The sequence below is a fragment of the Amycolatopsis japonica genome (assembly GCF_000732925.1).
Classification (GTDB): domain Bacteria; phylum Actinomycetota; class Actinomycetes; order Mycobacteriales; family Pseudonocardiaceae; genus Amycolatopsis; species Amycolatopsis japonica.
This window is the reverse complement of sequence record NZ_CP008953.1, coordinates 1,527,002-1,544,140: the sequence shown is the minus strand read 5'-3', so window position 1 is coordinate 1,544,140 and position 17,139 is coordinate 1,527,002. Positions and strand designations below refer to the sequence as shown.

Here is a 17,139-nt window from a genome sequence, read left to right as displayed (position 1 = left end):
ACGTTAGGATCTAGGCCCCGACGTCGTGGAGGAGGCCGGATGACCACCCGTCTGCCCTGGCGTCCGGCCGCGAGCGCGGATCCGGTGCCGGTGCTCGCCGCCGCCCAGCGCGTTTCCGACGACCTCATGGACGGCCTCGCCGGGCCCCGCGCCCGCCACGCGGCGCACGGCCTCCGACGGCTGTTCGACGTCCCCGGCCTCGGGCTGACCGACCTCTCCGGCTCGCTGATCTGGTCGGGCCGACCGGCCGCCGACGACGTCGTGGTCGCGGCGCTCGACGAGGTCCTCCACTCCGAGACACCGGTGTCCGAACCCGGGCTGCTGGCGATGCCCCTGCACGTCCACGACGAACTGGCCGGGGTCCTCCTGGTCACCGAAACCACGAACGCCGTCGCCCGCCAGGCCGTCGAACTCGTCGTCCACGCGCTCGAACGCGGCAGGCTGGAGGCCTCCGCCGAGCAGGCCGCCGAGGCGGAACTGCGGGCGTTGCGGGCCGAGATCTCGCCGCATTTCGTCTACAACGCGCTCACCGTGATCTCCTCGCTGGTCCGCTCCGATCCGGACCGCGCCCGCGACCTGATGCTCGATTTCGCCGAGTACACGCGCTACAGCCTCGCGCGGCACGGCGAGTACACGATGGTCGCCGAGGAGTTCCGCGCCATCGAGACGTACTTGGCGTTGCAGCGCGCCGTGCTCGGCGAACGGCTACGCGTGCAGGTGCGCGTCGCGCCGGAGGTGCTGGCCGTCGCGGTGCCGTACCTCGTGCTGGAACCGTTGGTGGAGAACGCGATCCGGCACGGGATCGAGCCACGCGCCGAGGCGGGGTTCATCCAGGTTCAGGGAATGGCGGAAGGGAACGACTGCGTGATCAGCGTCGAGGACGACGGTGTCGGCATGGACCCCGCACGCGCGGCGGCGATCCTGGCCGGGCGTGGCGACGACGGCGGCGTCGGACTGGCCAATGTGGACAGAAGGCTGCGCAGCGTCTACGGCCCCTGGTACGGCCTGACGGTGGAGACCGAGTCCGGCGCGGGTACCAGGGTCGTGGTGCGGGTGCCCCGGTTCCAGCCGGGGGTGCTGCCGTGACGAACGGGCTGCGGGTGCTGGCGGTCGACGACGTCCCGCCCGCCCTCGACGAGCTGTGCAGCCTGCTGCGCGAAGCTCCGGAAGTCGCCGAAGTGGTCGCCGCGGGTGACGCGGTCAACGCGCTCAAGCTGTTGCAGGGCAGTCATTTCGACGCCGTGTTCCTCGACATCTCCATGCCGGGACTCGACGGTCTCGAACTCGCCTCCCTGCTGGCGCGGCTCAACGAACCGCCGGTGATCGTGTTCGTCACCGCGCACGACGGGCACGCCGTGGCGGCGTACGGTATCGGCGCGGTCGACTACCTGCTCAAACCGGTCCGCGCGGAACGGCTGTCCGCCGCACTGTCCAAAGTGGTCCGGATGGCGGGCAACCAGGCCGACGAGCCGAAACCCGCGCCGGACGCGATGTCCGCGCTGCCGGTGGAATCCGGCGGGCGCACCCGGTACGTCCGGCGCGACGACGTCCAGTTCGTCGAGGCGCACGGCGATTACGTCCGGTTGCACACGAAATCCGGCGTGCATGTCACGCGGATGCCGATCTCCCGGCTCGAAGAGTATTGGGAGGGAACGGGATTCACCCGTGTCCACCGGGGTTTCCTGCTCGCCGTGGACGCGGTGCTCGAACTGCGCAGCGACACCACCGGCGGGCTGCTGGCGCATACGGAGGCGGGTGACGTGCCGGTGAGCCGCCGCCACGCGCGCGACCTGCGGGATCGGCTACTCGCAGCCGCGCAACGCGGGGAACTGGGCCGGGGAGGCCGCCCGTGAGCCGCGTCAAACGGGTCGCCGTCACCAGCCCGCAGACCCGGCTCGCGCGGTCGCGGCCCCGGGCACGCGGCCGCTGGCGCGTCCCCCGGCTGGCGGCGAGCGACGCCGAGCGCGCGGACCTGCTGTACCGCGCCCAGCGCCGTGGCGGACTCCCCGCGCTGGCCGGGATGTTCGGGCTGGTCTTCGGGCTCCCGCTGGTGTTCGGGATCTTCCCCGGGCTGGATTCGGTGCGGCTGGCGGGAATCCCGCTGTCCTGGCTGATGATCGCGATCCTCCCGTACCCGGCCATGGCCCTGCTGTCGTGGTGGCAGTTGCGCCGGGCGGAAAAGATCGAGGACGAATAGTGGTCGCGGCGCTCTCGGTGGCCCCGGTCGTGCTGGTCACCCTGTTGATCGGGTTGCGCGGGGTCGCGGCCATGCGCACGACGTCGGATTTCCTCGTCGCCTCGCGCCGGATCTCACCGCTGGTCAACTCCGCCGCGGTCTCCGGCGAATACCTGTCCGCGGCGTCGTTCCTCGGCGTCGCGGGGCTGGTGGTGAAGGACGGGATCGGCGCGCTCTGGTATCCGGTCGGGTTCACCGCCGGGTACATCGCGATGCTGGTGCTCGTCGCGGCACCGATGCGGCGCTCCGGCGCGCTCACCGTCCCGGACTTCGCCGAAGCGCGGCTCGCCTCCCCCGCCCTGCGCCGCCTCGCCGCCGTGGTCGTCCTCGTGATCGGAACCCTTTACCTGGTACCGCAATTCCGTACGGCGGGGCTCGTGCTCACCGCGGTCGGCGGGACGCCGTACTGGGTCGGTGTCGTCATCGCGGGCACCGCCGTCAGCGCGACACTGGCGCTCGGCGGGATGCGTGCGGCGACCTACGTCCAGGCCTTCCAGTTCGTGCTGAAACTGCTGCTGTTCATCGTTCCCGCGATCTGGCTGGTCTCCCAGGTGTCCCCGGAGCAGCGGTCGGCTTCGGTGCATCCGGTGGAATTCAGCCACTTCGCCCGCGACACCCGGCTGTCCTTCGAGATCGACGTGACGCTGACCCTGCGCGAGCCGACCACCCTGCTCACGCCGGAAAAGCATGTCGTGCCACCGGGTGAGCTGGTTGCCAGGAGCGGCGAGACCCTGGAATTCGCCGAAGGGACCCCGGTTCCCGCCGTCCGGGGCGGTGCCCCGCTCGGCGGGCCGGACTGGCAACGGCCGCTGCTCGACCTCGGCGACCAGGGCTATCCGCTGCTCGGCACGTGGGCCATCCTGATCGCCACCATGCTCGGCACGATGGGCCTGCCGCATGTCCTGATGCGCTTCCACACCAGCCCGGACGGCCGCGCCGCCCGCCGGACCGCGGCGATCACCGTCGCCCTGCTCGGCGTCTTCTACCTGTTCCCAGGGGTTTACGGCGTTTTCGGCCGGGTGCTGGTGCCCGAGCTGTACGTCTCCGGCGCGACGGACACGGTCGTCGTCGCGTTACCGGCGCAGATCGACGACGGCTGGGCGGGATCGCTGTTCACCGGGCTGCTGACGGCGGGCGCGTTCGCCGCGTTCCTGGCGACGTCGCTCGGATTGCTGCTGGTGATCTCCGGCGCGGTCGCGCACGACCTCGCGCCCGGCGGCCTGAGGAGACTGCGATGGTCGGTACTCGGCGCGGCGGCGGTGATGGTCCTGCTCGCGTTGCCGTCGGCCAGATTGGACGCGGGTGTCCTCGTCACCTGGGGTTTCACCGTGGCCGCGTCGACGTTCTGCCCGTTGCTGGTGCTCGGCATCTGGTGGAACCGGCTCACCGCCGCGGGCGCGATCAGCGGTGTCCTCGCCGGGCTCGTCGCGTCTTCGGGCTCGATCCTGGTGGCCCTGTTCGTCCCCAGCCTGAGCGGCCTGCCCGCGATCCTGGTGTCGCAGCCCGCGCCTTGGTCGGTTCCGCTGGCATTCGGCGTAATGATCGTGGTTTCCTGGCGGGGCAGGCCTCCCGCCTGGTCCACGGCCGCGATGCTGCGGCTGCATTTGGACGATCGCACGGCCGAGACCCCTTCGTCGTGGTCCGACCACCGTTCGTCGACCGTTCGTCGTCTCGGCAGACGTTTGAACCGCTGAAGGTTCCGGTCTCCTTGACCTCTCCTTAACGTGTCGCGGAACACATTCGCGGCGCGAGGAGAGCACGATGAGTACCGAAACGGACACTCCCAGTCCGCCCGACGTCGACTGGGACAAAGCCCATGACAGCGCGGAGTTCAAGGAACTGCGGGCTCGGTTGCGCCGGTTCGTCTTCCCCGTCTCGGCGTTGTTCCTCCTCTGGTACCTGCTCTACGTGCTGCTCGCCGACTACGCGCACGGCTTCATGAGCACGAAGCTGGTCGGCAACATCACCGTCGGGCTGGTCTTCGGTCTGCTGCAGTTCGTTTCGACCTTCGTGATCACGGGGCTCTACGTCCGCTACGCGAACAAGAAACTCGACCCCATCGCGGAGAAGATCCGCACGGACATCGAGAGTGAGGCCAAATGACCCTCGCCGCCGGAGTCGAGGGCAGCAGCCCCGTACTCAACATCACCATCTTCGGCCTGTTCGTGGTGGTCACGCTGTTCGTCGTGTTCCGGGCGAGCCGCAACACGAAGACCGCGTCGGACTACTACGCCGCCGGCCGCGCGTTCACCGGTCCGCAGAACGGCGTCGCCATCGCGGGCGACTACCTTTCCGCCGCGTCGTTCCTCGGGATCGCGGGCGCGATCGCCGTCTACGGCTACGACGGTTTCCTCTACTCCATCGGCTTCCTGGTGGCGTGGCTGGTCGCGTTGCTGCTGGTCGCGGAACTGCTGCGCAACACCGGCAAGTTCACCATGGGCGACGTGCTGGCGTTCCGGATGAAGCAGCGCCCGGTGCGGGCCGCGGCGGCGACGTCCACCCTGGCCGTGTCGTTCTTCTACCTGCTCGCGCAGATGGCGGGCGCCGGTGGCCTCGTCGCGTTGCTGCTCGGGATCGAGAGCAAGGCCGGGCAGGCCGCGATCATCGTGATCGTCGGCATCATCATGATCGCCTACGTGCTCATCGGCGGGATGAAGGGCACCACCTGGGTCCAGATCATCAAGGCGGCGCTGCTCATCGTCGGCGCGCTGGCGATGACGCTGTGGGTGCTGGGCATGTACGGCTTCAACCTCTCCTCGCTGCTGCAGGGCGCGGTGGACAAGGCGGGCAAGGCCGGTGAGGCGCTGCTCGGGCCGGGCAACCAGTACGGCAAGACCGGCACGACGAAGCTCGACTTCCTGTCGCTGGGCATCGCGCTGGTCCTCGGTACCGCGGGCCTGCCGCACGTCCTGATGCGCTTCTACACGGTGCCGACGGCGAAGGAAGCCCGTCGTTCCGTGGTGTGGGCGATCGGCCTGATCGGCGTCTTCTACCTGTTCACCCTGGTGCTCGGCTACGGCGCCGGCGCGCTGGTCGGCGCGGACAAGATCAAGGCCGCTCCCGGTGGCGTGAACTCGGCGGCCCCGCTGCTGGCGCTGGAACTCGGCGGCCCGATCCTGCTCGGCCTGATCGCGGCGATCGCCTTCGCGACGATCCTCGCCGTGGTCGCGGGACTGACGATCACCGCGTCGGCGTCGTTCGCGCACGACGTCTACGCCAACGTGATCAAGAAGGGCAAGGCGACCCCGGCTTCGGAGGTGAAGGTCGCCAGGATCACCGCGCTGGTGATCGGCGCGGTCGCGATCCTCGGCGGCATCCTCGCCAACGGGCAGAACATCGCGTTCCTGGTGGCGCTCGCGTTCGCGGTGGCGGCGTCGGCGAACCTGCCGACCATCCTCTACTCGCTGTTCTGGAAGCGATTCAACACCCAAGGCGCGCTGTGGAGCATCTACGGCGGTCTCGCGGTCTGCATCCTGCTGATCGTGTTCTCGCCCGCCGTCTCGGGGAAGCCTGTCGACGCCAAGACCGGGAAGAGCGCCTCGATGATCCAGGGCGTCGACTTCCACTGGTTCCCGCTGGACAACCCCGGCATCGTCTCGATCCCCGTGGCGTTCTTCCTCGGCTGGCTCGGGACCGTGCTATCCAAGGAGCACAACCAGAAGAAGTACGCGGAGATGGAGGTCCGGTCCCTGACCGGAGCGGGCGCCGAAAAGGCCGTCGCCCACTAGTCGCCGGGACGGTGCGGCCGGCATCCAACGCCCCCGGCCGCACCGCCCCGGTTCCCATTCCCCTTCAGTACGGCAGTTTCCCCGCCGTCAGTTCGGCCAGCTTCGCGCGGAGACCGGCCCTCGCCGACTTCCACAGCCCGGTGCCCAGCGAGATCCGCGCCACCCCCAGTGCAGCGAGCGCGGAGAGATCAGGGCCCGCAGGCATCGGAGAAGCGTTGACCGCCCCCGGCGCCACCGCTTTCACGAACTCGCCCAGCACTTCCGGCGACTTCACCATGATCGGGTAGACGCAGTCCGCCCCGGCTTCCAGATACGCCTTCGCCCGCAAGATCGCGTCGTCCAGGACCGCCCGCTCGTCGGCCGCGCCGAGGAAGACGTCGACGCGGGCGTTGATCACCAGCGCGTCCCCGGCGGCCTCGCGCAACTTCGCGACCCGTTCCGCCTGTGTCTCCACCGGGAGGACGCCGCCCGACGCATGGTCGGTGTCCTCGTAGTTGCAGCCGACGGCGCCCACCTCGGTCAGCCTCGCCGCGAGTTCTCCCGCTTCGAGCCCGTACCCGCCTTCCGCGTCGACGGTCACCGGCACCGAGACCGCCCGCGCGATCCTCGCGGCCGCCGCGAACATCTCGTCGGCGGGCGCGTCCTCCCCGTCGTCGTACCCGAGGACCTTGGCCACGGCGAACGAACTCGTCGCCACGACCGGGAACCCGGCGGCCTCCACGAGACGCGCGCTGTCGGCGTCCCACGCGTTCGGCAGGAGGAGCGGCTCGCCCGCGACGTGCAGTTCTCGCAGCCGCGCCGCGGTCATTCGGCGCGCTCGGGCAGCGGCGCGTGGCTGGTCACGCACATCCGGTTCCAGCTGTTGATCGCGATCGCCTCCCAGACGATGGCGCGGTACTGCTCCTCGGTGAAGACGCGCGTGGCCTCTTCGTAGACGTCGTCCGGGACGTCGTGCAGGGTCGCGACGTTCGTGATCGCCTCGGTGAGCGCGAGCGCGGCACGCTCCTGCTCGGTGAACAGTTCGGTCTCCCGCCAGCCCTGCAGCACGAACAGCCGCCGCGGCGACTCGCCCATCTGCAACGCGTCGTGGGAGTGCATGTCGAGGCAGAACGCGCAGTGGTTGATCTGCGACGAGCGCATCTTCACCAGTTCGAGGATCTTCTGGTCGACGCCCGCGTTGGCGGCGGCCTTCTCGACTTCGGCCTGGAGCTTCGCCATGGCCTGGTAGATCTCGGGCACTCGTTTGCCCACGTGGATTCGCTCGGTCATGACTGCGAATCTAGCGGCGACTGGCCCACGAGTATGGTCCAGTGTCATGGCAGATTCGTGGTCCAGTTCGGGAATAGACGTCCACCTGGACTGGCGGCCCGAAAGCGGCCGGACCGGGCTCGCGACGGCCATCCGCGCGGCGATCCGGGACGGACGCTGGCAAGCTGGCGCAGCGGTGCCCTCGACCAGGGCATTGGCGCAGGACCTGGGCGTCGCCAGGGGAACGGTCACCCGCGTCTACGCCGATCTCGCCGCCGAGGGCTACCTGCGGACGGCGCAGGGCGCCCCGACCCGCGTCGCGACGGCGGGCGCGCTGCCCGCGTCGGCGCCGAGGCCCGTCCCCCGCGACCCGGCGCCGCGCTGGGATCTGCGGCCCGGCAGGCCGAACCTGTCCGCGTTCCCCCGCGCCGCCTGGCTCGCGGCCACCCGCCGGGCCTTGCACCGGGCGCCGATGACGGCGTTCGACTACACGGCCGAATCCGGCGCGGCGGAACTGCGGGAGACGCTCGCCGCTTATCTCGCCCGCAGCCGCGGCGTGATCGCCGACCCCGCGAGGATCCTGGTGTGCTCCGGGTTTTCGCACGCGATCGCGATCCTGGCGCGGGTCCTGCACGCGCGCGGCGCGGACGAAATCGCGTTCGAGAACCCGTCGCTGCACATCTACCGGAACATCGCCGCCGCCAACGGCCCCCGCGTGGTCGGCGTCCCCGTCGACGACCATGGGATCACCGTGTCCTCTTTGGACAGTCCGGCGGTGGTGGTCACCCCGGCGCACCAGTACCCGCTGGGCGTCACGCTCGCCCCGGGACGACGGGCGGAACTCACCCGGTGGGCGGAGGAAACCGGTGCCGTCGTCATCGAAGACGACTACGACGGCGAGTTCCGGTTCGACCACCAGCAGGTCGGCGCGTTGCAGGCGCTGGCGCCGGAACGGGTCGTGTACGTGGGCACGACGAGCAAGACGCTCGCGCCGTCGCTACGCCTGGGATGGATGGTGCTGCCGCGGTTCCTGGTCGAACCGGTGCGCACGGCGCTGGCCGAGAGCGGGGCACGGCCCGCGCTACTGGATCAGCTGGCGATGGCCGAACTGATCGAATCGGGCGCCTACGACCAGCACATCCGCCGCTGCCGGATCGAGTACCGCTCCCGACGGGACAAGCTGCTCGCGGCCCTGCCGGATTCCGTGCTGCCGCAAGGGATCTCCGCCGGTCTGCATTTGGTGCTCCAGTTCCCCGGCGAGGTCCCGAGGGAGATGGAGGTGCTGGCCGCCTGCCGCCGTCGCGCGATCGGGCTCGAAGGCCTCAGCGGCTACTGGATCGGCGAGCCGCAGCGCGAGGGGCTCATCATCGGGTACGGCGCCGCCGCGAAGCACGCTTTCGGCGGCGCCACCCAGGCCTTGCGCGAGGCCATCTTCGAGGTCACCTGACCCTCGCCTCCCGCGTTTCGCCCTCTGAATGCGGTAGTTGGCATCGCGAACTACCGCATTCAGAGGACTAATGCGTGGGGTCACCTAGCAGAACCAGGCACGCGCCCGGAGGATGTCGGTCTTCAGCACCGGGGCGCCGTCGACCGGGGCGGGGTTCTCCGGAGTCGGCTGGATGCCACCGGCGGCGACGTCGTCGAGGGTTTCGAGGCCTTCGTGCCCGACGGTGCCGAAGATCGTGTAGTTCGGCCGCAGCGCGGAGTCGCCGTACACCACGAAGAACTGGCTCCCGTTCGTCGCCGGGCCCGCGTTGGCCATCGCGAGGACGCCGCGCGAATACACCTTGCGCTCACCGGTCGGGTCGGTCGGCGCGGGCGGCAGGCCGACGGGCAGTTCGTCCTTGTACTTGTAGCCGGGGCCGCCCTCGCCGGTGCCGCTCGGGTCACCGCATTGCAGCACCTTCAACGTCGGGTACGCGGTCAGCCGGTGACACGTCGTGCGATCGTAGAACCGGTGCTTCGCCAGGTGCAGGAAGCTCTGCACCGTGCACGGCGCCTTCGCCCGATCGAGGGTCAGATCGATGGTGCCCTGGTTCGTCTTCAGCTGTACCGGGACCTTGCCCCGGTCCGGCGTCCGACGGGGGTCCGGCGGCAGCGGGACCGGGCGCGCGGCCGGGTCGTCCGGCGTCTGCGTGTACTGGCACGGCCCCTTCGTGACCTTCGGCGGCGCGCCTTCCGCCGACGCCGTTCCGGTGCCGGCCGCGAGCATCAGCCCGGCTCCCAGCACTGCCACAAAGACCTTCGCGATCCTCTGCACGGTTCCTGCCTCCCAGCCGTGGACGAAGAAGAGAGCATAGGGTGAATCCCCGGCGCTCACACAGGTCCGGAAGTAGGTCCGCGGTTAGGGTCGAAGCCGTGGAGATCGCCGAACGACACCAATGGCAGCTGAACGCCCTGACCTTCCTGTACGCGTACACGCAGTACGTCCTCGTGCACGAGCGGGTCATGGCGGGGCTGCCGCCGGAGAAACCGGCCGAACTCGACAAACCGCGCATGCTCAGGCTCGCCAAGGTCGTCGACGACATGATCCTCGACTTCCGCAAGGAGGACGGGCTGACCGACCTCGAACGGCGCCGCGTCATCCGCCTCGCCAGGGAGATCAAATCGCACGTCCGGGAGAAGTGGCCGCCGCGCGAACCGTCGCTGACCGAGTGGATCGCCTCGGCGGCGGCGCACTTCTACTGCGAGGAGCACATCAACAACGGCTACGTCCGGATGGGCCGCGTCTTCGATCCCGACATGGCGGACAGGTTCCTGGAGCGGGTCGAGTTCTGCCGGGGGCAGACCGTCACGATCACCACGTACGCCCACAAGGTGGCCGACGGCGAACAGCTCACTTACGGCGAGACGAACCAGCTCGAAGTCTGGAAGGAGGACGCGATCGCCCATCTGGACAATCTCGACAGCGACTTCGGCGACATCAAGATGTACGTCGAATTCTGACCGCTGCCCGTAAGACCAGAGTTGCCTGTCCCGGCGTACCGGGAAATTGACATGCGTCACCGGTGATCGAGATGCTCGAAGCACAGGCTCCTTTTCCACGACTAAAGGAGAATTCCGTGTTCTCGATCAAGAAACGCGTCCTGACCGTGGCGGCCGCCGCTGCCGCCGCGTTCAGCCTGCTCGCCCCGACCGGCACCTCGTTCGCCATCGACCACATCCCTTGCCGCGATGGGGAGAACTTCCTGAAGATCTGGTCGCATCTCGGCGGGAGCAGCAGCGTCGACTGCTACGCCAACCGCGGGCGGATCGGTTTCGGCGGCTGGTGGATCGACCGGATCTACACCGGCAACAACGACCTGATGTACTACGACAGCAATGGCGCCGACGTGCGCATCAACCGGTGGACCGACATCAGTTTCCCGAACCGGCCGCCGAAGGTCCGCGTCATCGAAATCCTCTGAACCCTCACGAACCGCGAAGATCTCCGATGAGTTCTTCGGCCGCCGCGAACGGGTCGAGTTTCCGCGCGACCACGCGTTCGGCCAATTCGGTGAGCCGGTCCCCGGAACGCAGGTCGACGATTTCCGCGCGCAACCGCTGCACGGCGATCGCCTCGACCTCGTCCCGGGCCCGCGCCGCACGACGGCGGGGCAGTTCGTCGCGCCGGACCAGCCAATCGTGGTGTTCGTCGAGCGCGCGGACGACGTCCTCGACGCCTTCGCCGCGCGACGCCACCGTTCGCACGATCGGCTGACGCCAGCTCGGACCGCGGATCTCCCGGCGTACCAACGAGATCATCTGCTTGAGGTCGTGCACGGTCGCGTCCGCGCCCTCGCGGTCGGCCTTGTTGACCACGAACACGTCCGCGATCTCCAGCACACCGGCCTTCGCCGCCTGGATCCCGTCGCCCATCCCGGGCGCGAGCAGGACCACGGTGGTGTCGGCCAGTTTCACGACGTCCACTTCGGACTGACCGACGCCGACGGTCTCGATCAGCACGACGTCGAACCCGGCCGCGTCGAGTACCCGGACGGCCTGCGGCGTCGCCCACGACAACCCGCCGAGATGGCCGCGCGTGGCCATCGACCGGATGAACACGCCGGGATCGGTGGCGTGTTCGGTCATCCGGATCCGGTCGCCGAGCAGCGCGCCGCCGGAGAACGGCGACGACGGGTCGATCGCCAGTACGCCGACGCGCAGGCCTTTCGCCCGTAAAGCCGTGAGCAGCGCGGAAGTCGATGTCGACTTACCGACACCGGGTGGCCCGGTCAGGCCGACTATCCGCGCGTTCCCGGTGTGCGGCGTCAGCTTCGCCGCGACCTCGGGCAACCGCGGATGGGCGTCCTCGACCAGCGACAACAACCGGGCGATCGCGCGGGGGACGCCGTCCCGCGCGCGACCGACCAGTTCGTCGATGTCCAGCTGTACCGGCAAGGGCTTTACGGGACGCGGAGGAGCAGCGCGTCGCCCTGGCCGCCGCCACCGCAGAGGGCGGCCGCGCCGAGGCCGCCGCCGCGACGGCGGAGTTCGTGGATCAGGTGCACGGCGAGCCGCGCGCCGGACGCGCCGATCGGGTGACCGAGGGCGATGGCGCCACCGTCGACGTTCACCTTGTCCGCGCTCACGCCGAGCTTGTCGGCCGAGACCAGGCCGACGGCGGCGAACGCCTCGTTGATCTCGACGAGGTCGAGCGCGTCCGCGGTCAGCTTCTCCTTGGCCAGCGCGGCCAGGATCGCGTTCGACGGCTGCTCGTGCAGGCTGGCGTCCGGGCCGGCGACCACGCCGTGCGCGCCGATCTCGGCGAGCGGGGTCAGGCCCAGCTCCTCGGCCTTGGCCTTGCTCGCGACGATGACCGCGGCCGCGCCGTCGGAGATCTGCGAGGCCGAGCCCGCGGTGATGGTGCCGTCGGAGGCGAAGGCGGGACGCAGCTTCGCGAGGCCTTCGGCGGTGGTGTCGGCGCGGACGCCCTCGTCCTGGGAGAAGACGACCGGGTCGCCCTTGCGCTGCGGGATCGACACCGGCGCGATCTCGGCGTCGAAGCGGCCCTCGGCGATCGCGGCGGCGGCACGCTGGTGCGAACGCGCGGAGAACTCGTCCTGCTGCTCGCGGGTGAGCCCGTAGCGGCTGTTGTACTTCTCCGTCGAAGAGCCCATCGCGACCTGGTCGAAGGCGCAGAACAGACCGTCGTAGGCCATGTGGTCGACGAGGGTCGTGTCGCCGTACTTGAACCCGGAGCGGGACTTCGGCAGCAGATGCGGCGACTGGGTCATCGACTCCTGGCCACCGGCCACGATCAGGTCGAACTCACCCGCGCGGATGAGCTGGTCTGCCAGCGCGATGGCGTCGAGACCGGAGAGGCAGACCTTGTTGATGGTCAGCGCCGGGACGCTCATCGGGATACCGGCGGCGACCGCGGCCTGACGGGCCGGGATCTGGCCCGCGCCGGCGGTGAGCACCTGGCCCATGATCGTGTACTGGACCGCGTCCGGGGAGACACCGGCCTGCTCCAGCGCCGCCTTGATGGCGAATCCGCCGAGTTGTGCGCCCGAGAAATCCTTCAGGGAACCGAGCAATCGCCCGATCGGTGTACGGGCGGCACCCAGGATCACGGAACCGGACACGGCGTCCTCCAAGCATCGGCGCAAGGGCAAAGGGGGTCTTCGCGACCATACCCGGGTCGCGGGCCTCTTGATGGAGCCAGTGTGAGGCGGCGCACGCCGGTCCGCCCGCCCGCGCACCTATCCTGCTCTGCATGAACCAGGCGCTGAAACCGTTCGTGACGGCCATCGACCACGTCGGCATCGCGGTACCCGATCTCGACGCCGCGATCGCCTTCCACGCCGAGCATTTCGGCCTGGAGGTCGCGCACGAGGAGATCAACGAGGAGCAGGGTGTCCGCGAGGCGATGCTGCGCGCGCCGGGCACCGCCGGGACCGAGACCGCGATCCAGCTCCTCGCGCCGCTGCGCGACGATTCCGCGATCGGCAAGTTCCTCGCGAAGAGCGGGCCCGGGCTGCAGCAGCTGGCGTATCGAGTGTCCGATGTGGACGCTGCGGCCGAGGCTCTGCGCGCGCAGGGACTCCGGCTGCTCTACGCCGAGGCGAAACGCGGCACGTCCAACAGCCGGGTGAACTTCGTCCACCCCAAGGACGCCGGCGGTGTGCTGGTGGAACTGGTCGAGCCCGCGAAGGACGGTCACTGACCCCGCGTCAGCGCCGAGGCGATGAAGAGGACTTCGCGGTCGATCTCGGCGGGGTCCCCGTCCTCGGTGTGCCGCGCCGTCGCGTGACGGTGGCTCACCGCCCGCGCGAGCAGGCCCGAGGCCGAATCGACGTCGGCGATCGCGAGTTTGCCGCCGGTCGCGGCGACGATCACCGCCTTCACCTGCCGGACGAGCTGCTGGAACCGTTCGGCCAGCGCGTCGCGGACCGCGCGGTGCGTATCGGCTTCCCGCCACAACAGGTGTGAGAGCGCCAGCGACCGGTTGAACCGCCTGTCGAGTTCCACGACGAGGCCGCGAAGGCTGCCCGCGAGGTCGCCGGGGACCACCACGACGGCCGGTTCGATCCGGGCGTCGGGCAGTTCGGCGACCAGCGCGGCCAGCAGATCCGACTTGCGCCGGAAGTAGTAGTGCACGAGGCCTTTCGGCACGCCAGCCCGCTCCGCGATCCGCGAAGTGGGCGTGGCGTCGAAACCGGATTCGGCGAAGAGCGCCTCCGCGGCTCGCAGGATGCGCTGTTTCGCCGAATCCTCTTTCACGCCGTTCCCTCCCGGGTCAGTGCTGTCCCGCCGTCTTGTGCGTCGCCTGGGCGATTGGCATCGCCGCCGCCCCGGCCACCACGGTCAGGACGCCACCGATCCAAGCGGTCCAGGACGCGCCCATGAAGTCGGCGTATCCCATCACCCAGGGCGAAATGAACAGCAGCGCGCCCAGAACGATCTGGATGCCTTCGCCGTAGACCATGCCAGGCATCGCAAGCGACGCGAGACCGTCGAGGGCGACCAGCGCGCCGAGGACGACGAGCGTCCACATGGCGGTGTTGTCCGTGGTCATCCAGAGGGGTGAAAGCGCGACGACGACACCGATGACCACCTCCGCCCAGTCATGGGGACGGCTCCAAGGGCGCGTCGTGGGTTCATTCATGCGTGCTCACCTCCGAAAATCGGCTGAACCTGCAGGTCGGAGAGATCTCCACGTCCGATGGTCCGCTTGGTTGGCCGGCCGGTCAAGACCGGTCGATAACACTTCGGGATGTGGACGTGCTCCACGTCTCGTACAGTTGTGGACTTGGTTACCCGTGAGTAATTTGTGGCCCCAACGCCATGACCCCAATCGCGGAGGTTTCGATGTCGCAGCTCGGCGAGATCCAGCAGGCCATTCTGAACGATGACCTCGGCGCCGTGGCGTCGCTCGACGTGCCGGAGACCTATCGCGGGGTGACCGTGCACAAGGACGAGGCCGACATGTTCGAAGGCCTCGAAAGCCGGGACAAGGACCCGCGCAAGTCGCTGCACGTGGACGAGGTCCCGGTGCCGGAGCTCGGCCCCGGCGAGGCGCTGGTCGCGGTCATGGCGAGCGCGATCAACTACAACACCGTCTGGACGTCGATCTTCGAGCCGGTCTCGACGTTCAAGTTCCTGGAGCGCTACGGGCGGCTCTCGCCGCTGTCGAAACGCCACGACCTGCCCTATCACGTCGTCGGCTCGGACCTGTCCGGCGTCGTGCTGCGCACCGGCCCCGGCGTGCACAACTGGAAGCCGGGCGACGAGGTCGTCGCGCACTGCCTCAACGTGGAACTCGAAGGCCCGGACGGGCACAACGACACGATGCTCGACTCCGAGCAGCGGATCTGGGGTTTCGAGACGAACTTCGGCGGGCTCGCCGAAATCGCGCTCGTGAAGTCGAACCAGCTGATGCCGAAGCCGGACCACCTCACCTGGGAAGAGGCCGCCTCCCCCGGTCTGGTGAACTCCACGGCCTACCGCCAGCTCGTCTCGCGCAACGGTGCCGACATGAAGCAGGGCGACGTCGTGCTGATCTGGGGTGCTTCGGGTGGCCTCGGCTCCTACGCGACGCAGTACGCGCTCAACGGCGGCGCCATCCCGGTGTGCGTGGTCTCCAGCCCCGAAAAGGCGGAGATCTGCCGGAAGCTCGGCGCGGAGCTGATCATCGATCGCAACGCCGAGGGCTACAAGTTCTGGAAGGACGAAAACAACCAGGACCCGAAGGAGTGGCAGCGGTTCGGCAAGAAGATCCGCGAGCTGACCGGCGGCGAGGACCCGGACATCGTCTTCGAGCACCCGGGCCGCGAAACCTTCGGCGCTTCCGTCTACGCCGCGCGCAAGGGCGGCACGATCGTCACGTGCGCGTCGACTTCGGGCTACATGCACCAATACGACAACCGCTACCTGTGGATGAACCTGAAGCGGATCGTCGGCAGCCACTTCGCGAACTACCGCGAGTCGTGGGAGGCGAACCGGCTGATCGCGAAAGGTCTGATCCACCCGACGCTGTCGAAGACCTACGCGCTCGAAGACACCGGTCAGGCCGCGCTGGACGTCCACCGCAACGCGCATCAGGGCAAGGTCGGTGTGCTCGCCCTTGCGCCGGAAGAAGGTCTGGGTGTCCGCAACCACGAGCTGCGCGAAAAGCACATCGACGGCATCAACGCTTTCCGGAACGTTTAACGCGCCAGAACGCGCTTTCGCCGCGCGTTGCGTGGGTGCTCACCCTTCCGTGACTCCAGCTCGACTACGGTAGAAGGATGAGCCTTGGCGAGGAACGGGAGCTAGTGCCGCTGGGAGCCGGCTTCGACGTGGCGAAGCGCGGTTACAGCCGTGCGCAGGTCGACGAACATCTCGAACGGCTTGACGCCGATCTGAAGATGCTCACCGCCGATCGCGATGCCGCCATCGGACAGGCGGGCGACCTGGCACGGCAGCTGGAGATCGCGCGCGGCGAGATCGCGGATCTGCGCGGGCAGGTCGACAGGCTCGCCCAGCCGCCGACGAGTGTCGAAGGCCTTTCCGAGCGGCTGCAGCGGATGTTGCGGCTCGCGCAGGACGAGGCCGCCGACACCAAGGCGCGCGCGGAAGCCGAAGCCGGGCACATCCGCGCCAAGGCCGAGACCGACGCGAGCGCCATGCGGGCCCGCTACGAGCAGCTGCTCAACGAGCTCGACCTCCGTCGCAAGGAGATGGAGGCCGAGCACCGCGGCGTGCTGGAGAAGGCCCGCGCCGAGGCGAAGGACATCACCGACAAGGCGAAGGCCGAGCGCGACAAGCTCGACGCCGAGGCGCAGCAGCGTCGCACTCAGGTCGAAGAGGACTTCGAGATCGCGATGGCGTCGCGGCGCACCGAGGCCATGCACGCGCTGGCCGAGCAGGAGGCCGCGAGCAAGGCCGAGGCCGCGCGCCGCGTCCGCGAGGCCACCGAGGACGCCGCCGCCATCCGCGCGAAGGTGCTCGAAGAGGAGACGGCGGCCAAGGCCGACATCGAACGCCGTCAGCGCGAGTCCGTCGCCGACGCCAACAAGCGCAAGCAGGACTCGATCACCGAGGCCAACGCCCGGCTCGCCGAGGCGGCCGACGAGGCACGCCGCCGCGTCCGGCAGGCCACCGAAGAGTCCAACCGGCGGATCACCCAGGCCACCGAACGGGTCGAAGCGCTCCGCAAGGTGCGCTCCAGCCTGGCCGAGCAGGTCCGCACCGCCCGGACCGCGCTCGCCGAGGCGACGCACGTGCTCGGCGACGAGCCGCATGTCCCGGCGGACCTGAAGGCGAAGCCGTCGCCCGACGCGGAAGCCACCGTGCAGCTCCGGACGGCCGATGTGCCGAAGGCCACATCCGGCGCGAAGGCTTCACCGCGACCTGCGGCAGCGCAGAAACCGACTGGCGAGTAACCTTTTCACCCGACCGTGCTCACGACGGCCTGCGGGGCCGCCGACGAGCGGTTATCGTCGCTGCTCGCACGCAGGTGCG

The 17,139-nt window shown here is 69.3% G+C and carries 19 protein-coding genes; 12 read left to right on the top strand and 7 right to left on the bottom strand.

Annotation, left to right across the window (positions count from 1 at the left end):
* Positions 1 to 39: 39 nt before the first annotated feature.
* The 6 genes from AJAP_RS07620 (at position 40) to AJAP_RS07595 (ending at position 5,964) form a co-directional block, all read left to right on the top strand.
* Positions 40 to 1,086 (top strand): sensor histidine kinase, encoded by a 1,047-nt coding sequence (locus AJAP_RS07620; protein ID WP_038509232.1) that lies wholly within the window; start codon positions 40 to 42, stop codon positions 1,084 to 1,086.
* Positions 1,083 to 1,853, top strand: coding sequence for a LytR/AlgR family response regulator transcription factor (locus AJAP_RS07615; RefSeq protein ID WP_038509231.1), 771 nt, complete (start codon positions 1,083 to 1,085; stop codon positions 1,851 to 1,853). The genes AJAP_RS07620 and AJAP_RS07615 overlap by 4 nt, the downstream gene beginning before the upstream one ends.
* A complete protein-coding gene (locus tag AJAP_RS07610; RefSeq protein ID WP_038509230.1) occupies positions 1,850 to 2,197 on the top strand; it encodes a membrane protein in 348 nt (115 codons plus the stop codon). The genes AJAP_RS07615 and AJAP_RS07610 overlap by 4 nt, the downstream gene beginning before the upstream one ends.
* Positions 2,197 to 3,930 (top strand): sodium/solute symporter, encoded by a 1,734-nt coding sequence (locus AJAP_RS07605; RefSeq protein WP_038509229.1) that lies wholly within the window; start codon positions 2,197 to 2,199, stop codon positions 3,928 to 3,930. The genes AJAP_RS07610 and AJAP_RS07605 overlap by 1 nt, the downstream gene beginning before the upstream one ends.
* 67 nt (positions 3,931 to 3,997) lie before the next feature.
* Entirely contained in the window at positions 3,998 to 4,339 is a 342-nt protein-coding gene (locus AJAP_RS07600) for a DUF485 domain-containing protein (protein ID WP_038509228.1), read from the top strand.
* Complete coding sequence (locus tag AJAP_RS07595) at positions 4,336 to 5,964, top strand: solute symporter family protein (RefSeq protein ID WP_038509227.1); 1,629 nt, start codon at positions 4,336 to 4,338, stop codon at positions 5,962 to 5,964. Before AJAP_RS07600 ends, AJAP_RS07595 begins: the two co-directional genes overlap by 4 nt.
* Positions 5,965 to 6,028: 64 nt before the next feature.
* Here the strand turns inward: AJAP_RS07595 and AJAP_RS07590 are convergent, their stop codons facing one another.
* Both AJAP_RS07590 and AJAP_RS07585 read right to left on the bottom strand, forming a co-directional pair.
* Entirely contained in the window at positions 6,029 to 6,772 is a 744-nt protein-coding gene (locus AJAP_RS07590; protein WP_038509226.1) for an isocitrate lyase/PEP mutase family protein, read from the bottom strand.
* The gene (locus tag AJAP_RS07585; protein ID WP_016336647.1) at positions 6,769 to 7,233 is read right to left on the bottom strand and encodes a carboxymuconolactone decarboxylase family protein; all 465 of its coding nucleotides are present in this window, start codon (positions 7,231 to 7,233) and stop codon (positions 6,769 to 6,771) included. Before AJAP_RS07585 ends, AJAP_RS07590 begins: the two co-directional genes overlap by 4 nt.
* Positions 7,234 to 7,279: 46 nt before the next feature.
* Here AJAP_RS07585 and pdxR point away from each other — a divergent pair, with 46 nt between their 5' ends.
* A complete protein-coding gene (gene pdxR / locus AJAP_RS07580; RefSeq protein ID WP_038509225.1) occupies positions 7,280 to 8,659 on the top strand; it encodes a MocR-like pyridoxine biosynthesis transcription factor PdxR in 1,380 nt (459 codons plus the stop codon).
* An 84-nt stretch (positions 8,660 to 8,743) separates the two neighbouring features.
* On the opposite strand, the gene AJAP_RS07575 is transcribed toward pdxR, so the two are convergent.
* Complete coding sequence (locus AJAP_RS07575) at positions 8,744 to 9,424, bottom strand: peptidylprolyl isomerase (protein ID WP_051972780.1); 681 nt, start codon at positions 9,422 to 9,424, stop codon at positions 8,744 to 8,746.
* A gap of 146 nt (positions 9,425 to 9,570) precedes the next feature.
* Here AJAP_RS07575 and AJAP_RS07570 point away from each other — a divergent pair, with 146 nt between their 5' ends.
* Positions 9,571 to 10,158, top strand: coding sequence for a hypothetical protein (locus AJAP_RS07570; RefSeq protein ID WP_038509223.1), 588 nt, complete (start codon positions 9,571 to 9,573; stop codon positions 10,156 to 10,158).
* 116 nt (positions 10,159 to 10,274) lie between these two features.
* On the top strand, positions 10,275 to 10,619 hold the full coding sequence (locus tag AJAP_RS07565) for a beta/gamma crystallin domain-containing protein (RefSeq protein ID WP_038509222.1): 345 nt from the start codon (positions 10,275 to 10,277) through the stop codon (positions 10,617 to 10,619).
* Between the two features lie 4 nt (positions 10,620 to 10,623).
* On the opposite strand, the gene meaB is transcribed toward AJAP_RS07565, so the two are convergent.
* Together meaB and AJAP_RS07555 are read right to left on the bottom strand one after the other, a co-directional pair.
* On the bottom strand, positions 10,624 to 11,592 hold the full coding sequence (gene meaB, locus AJAP_RS07560; protein ID WP_038509221.1) for a methylmalonyl Co-A mutase-associated GTPase MeaB: 969 nt from the start codon (positions 11,590 to 11,592) through the stop codon (positions 10,624 to 10,626).
* A gap of 5 nt (positions 11,593 to 11,597) precedes the next feature.
* Positions 11,598 to 12,779 (bottom strand): acetyl-CoA C-acetyltransferase, encoded by a 1,182-nt coding sequence (locus tag AJAP_RS07555; RefSeq protein ID WP_038509220.1) that lies wholly within the window; start codon positions 12,777 to 12,779, stop codon positions 11,598 to 11,600.
* Positions 12,780 to 12,910: 131 nt separating this feature from the next.
* Between AJAP_RS07555 and mce the strand changes: the two genes are divergently transcribed.
* Complete coding sequence (gene mce / locus AJAP_RS07550) at positions 12,911 to 13,360, top strand: methylmalonyl-CoA epimerase (RefSeq protein WP_038509219.1); 450 nt, start codon at positions 12,911 to 12,913, stop codon at positions 13,358 to 13,360.
* Here the strand turns inward: mce and AJAP_RS07545 are convergent.
* Positions 13,354 to 13,917, bottom strand: coding sequence for a TetR/AcrR family transcriptional regulator (locus AJAP_RS07545; protein ID WP_037341723.1), 564 nt, complete (start codon positions 13,915 to 13,917; stop codon positions 13,354 to 13,356). The genes mce and AJAP_RS07545 overlap by 7 nt on opposite strands.
* A 16-nt stretch (positions 13,918 to 13,933) precedes the next feature.
* A complete protein-coding gene (locus AJAP_RS07540) occupies positions 13,934 to 14,302 on the bottom strand; it encodes an SPW repeat protein (RefSeq protein WP_038509218.1) in 369 nt (122 codons plus the stop codon).
* Positions 14,303 to 14,505: 203 nt separating this feature from the next.
* Between AJAP_RS07540 and ccrA the strand changes: the two genes are divergently transcribed.
* Together ccrA and AJAP_RS07530 are read left to right on the top strand one after the other, a co-directional pair.
* Positions 14,506 to 15,846, top strand: a complete 1,341-nt coding sequence (gene ccrA / locus AJAP_RS07535; RefSeq protein ID WP_038509217.1) for a crotonyl-CoA carboxylase/reductase — start codon at positions 14,506 to 14,508, stop codon at positions 15,844 to 15,846.
* 104 nt (positions 15,847 to 15,950) lie between these two features.
* Positions 15,951 to 17,060 carry a coiled-coil domain-containing protein gene (locus tag AJAP_RS07530; protein WP_038509216.1) on the top strand — a complete coding sequence of 370 codons (1,110 nt, stop codon included), beginning with the start codon at positions 15,951 to 15,953 and terminating at the stop codon, positions 17,058 to 17,060.
* Positions 17,061 to 17,139: the final 79 nt, after the last annotated feature.